General features: G+C 49.3%; 6 protein-coding genes. All 6 read right to left on the reverse strand.

Annotated features, from left to right (window positions below):
• Positions 1-2: 2 nt before the first annotated feature.
• Entirely contained in the window at positions 3-2,684 is a 2,682-nt protein-coding gene (gene nuoG, locus ACE3T3_RS10735; protein WP_374666742.1) for an NADH-quinone oxidoreductase subunit NuoG, read from the reverse strand.
• Between the two features lie 11 nt (positions 2,685-2,695).
• Positions 2,696-4,024, reverse strand: coding sequence for an NADH-quinone oxidoreductase subunit NuoF (gene nuoF / locus ACE3T3_RS10740; RefSeq protein ID WP_374666744.1), 1,329 nt, complete (start codon positions 4,022-4,024; stop codon positions 2,696-2,698).
• Positions 4,021-4,530 carry an NADH-quinone oxidoreductase subunit NuoE gene (nuoE, locus tag ACE3T3_RS10745; RefSeq protein WP_374666746.1) on the reverse strand — a complete coding sequence of 170 codons (510 nt, stop codon included), beginning with the start codon at positions 4,528-4,530 and terminating at the stop codon, positions 4,021-4,023. Before nuoE ends, nuoF begins: the two co-directional genes overlap by 4 nt.
• Positions 4,531-4,544: 14 nt before the next feature.
• Positions 4,545-6,332: an NADH-quinone oxidoreductase subunit C/D gene (nuoC, locus tag ACE3T3_RS10750; RefSeq protein WP_374666748.1), complete on the reverse strand. Its 1,788-nt coding sequence runs from the start codon at positions 6,330-6,332 to the stop codon at positions 4,545-4,547.
• 87 nt (positions 6,333-6,419) lie between these two features.
• Positions 6,420-7,097, reverse strand: a complete 678-nt coding sequence (locus tag ACE3T3_RS10755) for an NADH-quinone oxidoreductase subunit B family protein (protein ID WP_374666750.1) — start codon at positions 7,095-7,097, stop codon at positions 6,420-6,422.
• Between the two features lie 7 nt (positions 7,098-7,104).
• A partial coding sequence (gene ndhC / locus ACE3T3_RS10760) for an NADH-quinone oxidoreductase subunit A (RefSeq protein ID WP_374666751.1) occupies positions 7,105-7,492 on the reverse strand: 388 nt, incomplete at its 5' end.

A 7,492-nucleotide genomic window follows, 5' to 3' on the forward strand; every position in this document is an offset into this window, starting at 1 on the left:
AATTACACTCCTACCGCGACTGAAACAGGCTCTGCAAGAGATACCGTTGGCGCAAGGCCAATTGGGTAACCGATATAACCTGTAGGTAAATAATCAATGACTTGAACTGGAAGCACGATTGAAGTCTCACCAGCTTGCACTGTAATTTTTTGACCATCCTGCACATTCAAGCGCGCAGCATCCTGCTCGCCCACGGCAAACATCGCTTCAGGAATACGCGATTCCATTGCCGGTGTTTTCACCGTAAATTCGCCGGAAGCGAAGATATGATGCATCGGCACAAGGCGGAAGCTTTCTGGATTCACAGCAACCGGTGCAGGCGCAACGTATGTGCGTACTGGACGTTTCGGCAAACGGTCGAATAAACGGATGCCTGAATCGCCGCCTTTCAAATGGCCGCCCACTTGATCTTGGAATTTGTTCCAAGCTTGCGGTGAGTTCCAGCCCGCAGACCATGCAAATGGCACCAGCGGAGACGGTGTTTCGCTGCCGACATAACCTTCCATAGAGAATGTTAATGCAGTATCAGTATCCACCGGCTGTTTTGGTTCATGAACAGACAGCGGCGCGCGCATTGCTGTACGGCCAGAGTAACGGCGCGGTTCACGTGCTACTTTCAGACCGTGTACACGGAAGCCTGCGTCTGGAGCAACGTCTTGAATCGCCTCAAGCGCAGGTACGTTTTTCGCAACTGACTCAATCACATCATCAAGCAAAGTCCAAGAAATCGCTTTGTCTTGCACGCCAGTTTCAATGGCATGCAGCCAGCGCCAAGACTCTTTGATCGCCAGTTCCGGTTTGTAGTAGCTTGGGTCATACACTTGGTAGAAACGCTGTGCACGGCCTTCTTGCGATACCACAGTACCGTCGCCTTCAGCAAATGAAGCGGCAGAAAGCACGATATCGGCTTTTTTCACGGTTTCAGTTTCAGAGTGATCAAGAACAATCACATCTTTGCCTGAAAGCGCGGCATCCACTTGAACGGCCGGCAAACGTCGGTACAAGTCATTTTCCACCACAACAACGGTGTCAAAGTCTTGCGCAAAAGCTTGTTCTAAGCTTTGACCGCCTAGAATCGCCAAGCCCATTGAGTTCACTTCAGGAACAGTCAATGTCAAGCCTGCATTTGAACCGAGGTTCTGCGCAACTTGTGCAGCCGCTTCCATGATGGCAGCATCTTGCAAGCTGGTACCAGAAACAATCAATGGTTTTTTGGCAGCTTTCAAAGTATCCGCAATAGTTTGCGCAAATACTTTCGCATCATCCGCCAAACCAGTAATCGCTTCGCCTTTGACGCCCGCAGCGATTGCAAAGCCCAAACGCGCGATGTCGTTAGGAGAGGCAACAACCTCACCCTCAGCAACGTCAGCTAAACGGGTTTGCGTAGCCGCTAAGATGTAAATCGGAGATTTTGCATCTTGACCGATACGCTGTACAGGTTCAGCCAGCCAATCTTGCGTGCGGCGCTCTGCAGCCATTTCTTTAGCTTTGTTTTTCGCAGCTTGGCGAACAGACAGAGCCATGCGAGGCGCAGTTTGCGTTAAGTCTTCACCTAAGATCAGAACCGCATCATAGCTTTCAATTTCACGCATTGTCGGGTTGTATACACCCTCGGTTTGCATGATTGAAGCAGCCAATTCAACCAAGTTCTGCTCTTTTTGAGACATACCGGTTGAATAGTTGTCCTGACCGACAAGCTCGCGAAGCGCATAGTTCGATTCAAGTGAAGCGCGCGGCGAACCGATACCCAAAACTTTTTTGCCTTGGATTTTTGCAATCACTGTATCTAAAGCAGTATCTACAGAAACAGTTTCTACGGTTGCGCCATTGCGGAATTGCGGCTGACGAGGACGGTCTGCACGGTTCACATAACCTGTGCCGAAACGGCCTTTGTCGCAAAGGAAGTATTGGTTCACATCACCGTTGAAACGGTTTTCTACACGGCGAAGCTCACCATAACGCTCACCCGGAGAAATGTTGCAGCCTGAAGAACAGCCTTGGCATACGCTTGGCGCATACTGCATGTCCCATTTACGGTTGTAGCGTTCTGAGTGAGTTTTATCGGTGAATACACCTGTTGGGCAAACTTCAGTCAAGTTGCCAGAGAATTCAGATTCTAAAGTACCTGATTCTGGACGGCCGAAGTAAACGCGTGAAGCGTTTGCATACACACCGAAGTCTGTACCGCCGGCATAGTCTTTGTAGTAACGCACACAGCGGTAACAAGCGATACAGCGGTTCATTTCGTGAGAAATGAATGAACCGAGCTCTTGGTTGTAGTGCGTACGTTTCGTGAAGCGGTAACGGCGGCGGTCATGCTGCGTCATCACAGTCATATCTTGCAAATGACAGTGGCCGCCCTCTTCACAGACTGGACAGTCGTGCGGGTGGTTGGTCATCAGGAATTCAACAACAGAAGCGCGGAAATTTTTCGCTTCATTGTCTTCAATCGAGATGTAGGTATTGTCAGATGCAGGCGTCATGCACGACATTACTAAACGGCCGCGGGTATCCTCTGGATTCGCGTACTGAGTAACGGCGCACTGACGGCAAGAACCGACAGAACCTAAGGATGGATGCCAACAAAAGTATGGGATGTCAATGCCAAGACTCAAACATGCTTGCAGCAAGTTTTCCGAGCCGTTGACTTCATACGATTTTCCATCGACATGAATTGTAGCCATAGTCGAATTCCTTAAGCTTGTTCTGCGTTGCCAACTTGAGCAGCAGCATTCACTACTTTTGCTTCAAATTCGCCACGGAAATGTTTGAGTGCGCCCATTAACGGTTCCATCGCACCTGGAGCGTGGGCACAGAAAGTTTTACCAATCCAAAGCTTACGAGTTAACTCTTGTAAGTGGTCGATGTCTTCTTTCTTGCCGGTACCGTCTTCCAGCGCTTTCAGCGCTTTGACCGCCCAAGGCAAACCGTCACGGCAAGGTGTACACCAGCCGCATGACTCACGCGCAAAGAATTCTTCCAGATTACGTGTAGCTGAAACCATGCATTGAGTTTCATCTACAACCATCAGCAAGCAAGTACCCAAACGAGAACCGGCTTTCATGATGCTTTCAGCATCCATTGGAAGATCAATATGCTCAGCTGCCAAGAAGTCAGTTGATGCGCCGCCTGGAAGCCAAGCTTTCAGTTTCAGGCCATCACGCATGCCGCCAGCATGCTCTTCAATCACTTCACGTGCAGTTGTGCCGAAAGGCAATTCCCAAAGGCCTGGGTATTTCACCTTGCCTGAAGCGCCATAAATCTTGGTGCCTGGATCTTTCGATTTGCCTGCTGACAAGCCGATATACCATTCTGGACCGCGAAGCATGATTGCCGGCAAGTTGTTATAGGTTTCAACGTTGTTGACAATCGTAGGACGGCCCCATGCACCAGCAACTTGCGGGAATGGCGGTTTCGTACGCGGATTCGCGCGGCGGCCTTCCAGCGAGTTGATCAATGCAGTTTCTTCACCGCAGATATAACGGCCTGCGCCTGTATGCACGTGCAGCTCAAAGTTCCAGCCAGTACCCAGGATGTTTTCACCCAAGTAGCCTTTCGCGCGGATTTGCTCTAATGCTTCGTTCAAGTACTGCGCCGCTTCGATGTATTCGCCGCGGATGAAGATATAGCCTTGAGTCGCTTCAAGGGTATAGCCTGCAATCAGCATACCTTCGATCAATTGGTGAGGAAGTTTTTCCATCAGCAAACGGTCTTTGAAAGTACCTGGTTCCATTTCATCGGCATTGCAGATCAGGTAACGAGGGCCGCCGTCATTTGGCGCCATCAAAGACCATTTAATCCCTGCTGGGAAACCTGCACCGCCGCGGCCTTTTACCGTCGCCGCTTTAATCACTTCAAGCACTTCTTTCGGCTGCATGCCTAAAGCTTTTTTAAAGCCTGCATAGCCTTCAAGTGTCTCGTAGTCATCTGCAGCGCGAACGTGCTCTTGCTTGCTCAAGCGCCAAGTCAGCGGATGAGTTTCTGGATTACCGTCGCCATAAATTGGTTTTGGTTCAGTATTCATACATACTTCTCCAATAACTGTTTAATTGATGTCACTTCAACCAGACCGTGAGTGTCTTCATCAATCATCAACGTTGGGCCTTTGTCGCAGTTCCCTAAGCAGCAGATCGGAAGCAAAGTGAAACGGCCATCTGCAGTCGTTTGACCGAACTGGATGCCGAGTTCACGCTGGAATGCTTCAGCTAAAGTTTCTGCGCCCATCAGGAAGCAGGCAATTGAGTCACACAATAAAATTACGTGACGGCCCACAGGTTGACGGTAAATACGGTTGTAGAATGTTGCCACACCTTCAAGGTCGGCAAGGCTCATGCTCAGCAATTGAGCAATCGCATTCATTTGCGCATCATCGACCCAGCCGTTGCGGCGCTGAACGCATTTCAATGCATCCAAACATGCTGCGCGCGGGTACGGATAATGCTCGATGTGGTGTTGAATATCATGGATTTCTTCCGCAGTTAAAATCCCTTCAACATTCACACGCGGTTTTTTGTCAGTCAAAATCATCATAATGCGTTTACCCCTTAGCGATCCACGTCAGCCATTACGACGTCAATGGTCGCTAAATAAATGATTAAGTCAGACATTAAGCTGCCGTTAATCACAGAAGGCATCTGCTGCAAGTGCGTGAAGGTTGGTGTACGGATACGGGTACGGTAACTCATCGTTGACTTGTCTGAAGTCAAGTAGTAGTTCGATGCACCTTTTACCACTTCAGCCATAACAGAAGCTTCGCCTGCCGGCATTACAGGACCCCATGACACGCTCAAGAAGTGCGTAATCAAGGTTTCGATGTCTTGCAAAGTCTTATCTTTAGGCGGTGGAACAGCCAGCGGATGGTCTGCTTTGTACGCGCCAGACGGCATGTTGTCTAAACATTGCTTGATGATTTTCAGCGATTGTTCGATTTCACGGAAGTGAACCAGAACACGCGCATACGCATCGCCTTCATACTCTAAAGGCACTTCGAAGTCGTAGTTTTCATAACCGCTGTAAGGACGGTATTTACGCACGTCAAAGTCGATACCTGTAGCGCGAAGGCCTGTACCTGTTACGCCCCACGCCAATGCAGATTTCGCATCGTATTGCGCAACGTTGCGGGTACGGCCAACAAACACTGAGTTTTTCAGTGCTGCGGTATAGTACTCTTTCAGGCGGCTCGGCATCCAATCCAGAATTTCACGGATCAGCTTGTCCCAGCCATTTGGCAAGTCATGCGCAGTACCGCCGATACGGAACCATGCTGGATGCATGCGGTAACCGGTGATCGCTTCAACAGCATCATAGATTTTCTGACGGTCGGCGAACATATAGAAGACTGGCGTCATACCGCCGGCATCCTGAATTGCAGTCCCGATATACAATAAATGGTTATTGATGCGGAACAATTCAGACAGCATCACACGGATGCATTGCGCGCGGTCAGGAACAGTAATGCCCGCCATTTGCTCTACGCCTAAAACGTAAGGCATGTTTTGCGCACAGCCGCCCAAGTAGTCGACACGGTCGGTATACGGAATGAATGAATGCCAAGTTTGACGTTCAGCCATTTTCTCCACGCCGCGGTGGTGATAGCCGATGTCAGGCACGCAGTCTTTCACTTCTTCACCGTCCAGCTGCAGGATCACACGGAAAGCACCGTGCGCAGATGGATGGTTCGGACCTAAGTTCAGGAACATGAAATCTTCATCATCGTTCCCGCGCTTCATGCCCCAATCTTCAGGCACAAAACGAAGATGTTCTTGCTCGTAGTCCTGTTTCGCCTGGTTCTGCATATACGGCGTATATTCAGTGGCGCGCGCTGAGTATTCTTTGCGCAGCGGGTGGCCTTCCCAGTACGTCGGCAGCAAAATGCGGCGGAGCATTGGATGCCCTTCGAAATTGATGCCGAACATGTCATACGCTTCACGTTCGTACCAGTTGGCATTTGGCCAAATATTCGTTGCAGTCTGAATATTTGCATCATTCTCGCTTAATGCAACTTTGATACGGATATCACTGTTGCGCTCGAGCGACAGCAAGTGATAGAACACAGTAAAGTCTGACGCAGGCAGGCCGTCACGGTGAGTACGCAGGCGCTCATCTACTGCAGACAAGTCGAACAGCATCACGTAAGGACGTGACACCGTACGCAAGAACATTAAAACTTCTTGCACACGTGCGCGCTCGACCCAGACTGTCGGAAAGTCTTCAAAAGTCGTTTGCACGTAGAAGTTCTCACCAAATTTGGTTTTGAGCTCTTCTACAATTGCAAATGCTGGGCGTGAATCAACGGGAGTTGATTCCGGCATAGCAATGTCAGTTTCAGCCATTGGCTTGGCTTCCTATTTAATACAAATTCAGTCAACCTAAACGACAATTACACCCAGACCGGGTGCATCAAACATTTGCCGTTTAAATTATTTAATTTCATCCATAGAGCGCAGATTTTTCACTGCAATGCGCTGCGCTTGCTTGCGGTCGCGTTCCGGCTGCATCTTTGGCTTATACACTGGCTTAAGATCATCACCGATAACCGCGGACAATGGGCGGCGCTCTAATTGAATTTGGTCTTGCAATAACAGCAGCGCTTGAATCAATGCTTCAGGACGCGGCGGACAGCCCGGAATGTAAACATCCACAGGAATGATTTTGTCCACGCCTTGCACAACAGAATAAATGTCGTACATGCCGCCTGAGTTTGCACATGCGCCCATGGAAATTACCCATTTCGGCTCAAGCATCTGCTCGTACAAACGCTGAATAACCGGCGCCATTTTCATGAAGCAGGTGCCTGCAATAATCATGACATCGGCCTGACGCGGTGAAGCACGGATAACTTCGGCACCGAAACGTGACAAGTCATGCACGCCGGTTAAAGTCGTTGCATACTCAACGTAACAGCAAGATGTACCAAAGTTGAACGGCCAAACTGAGTTTTTGCGGCCCCAGTTTACTGCTGTGTGCATCAAGTCCTCTAAGCGGGTCATGAACACATTTTTATTCACTTCGTCTTCAAGCGGATCTGTAACGATTTGACGCTCTTGAAGCGGATATTGATCAGCATCCGGATTCGCACGGGTTAATGTATATTTCATTCCCGGGTTACTCCTTGTCAGATGATGCAGCCGCAGATTTTTTCACACGGCCAGATGATTGAGCTGGGATTTGACCAGTAGGGTCAACCACCAATTCTTCAATTGAGTTAAAACGGGTAATATCTGCAATATTCATTGCCGGTGAACCGATCTTCACATCTTTACCTGCAGTTTTGCGTCGGTCTGTTGGCGCCCAATCCAATGCGCCGACTTTCACTGCGTAAACCAATGCAATCAATAAATCGACTACAAAGATGACAACAGTGGTAAAACCGAACCAGCCCGCTTCACGCACAGATGTAGACCATGCATAAAGATAAAGCGCTTCGAGATCAAAAACGACGAAGAAAATTGCAACTAAATAGAATTTCGCAGACAAGCGGATACGTGCACCA

The organism is Acinetobacter sp. (genome assembly GCF_041919735.1).
In the GTDB taxonomy this organism is placed as follows: Bacteria; Pseudomonadota; Gammaproteobacteria; order Pseudomonadales; family Moraxellaceae; genus Acinetobacter.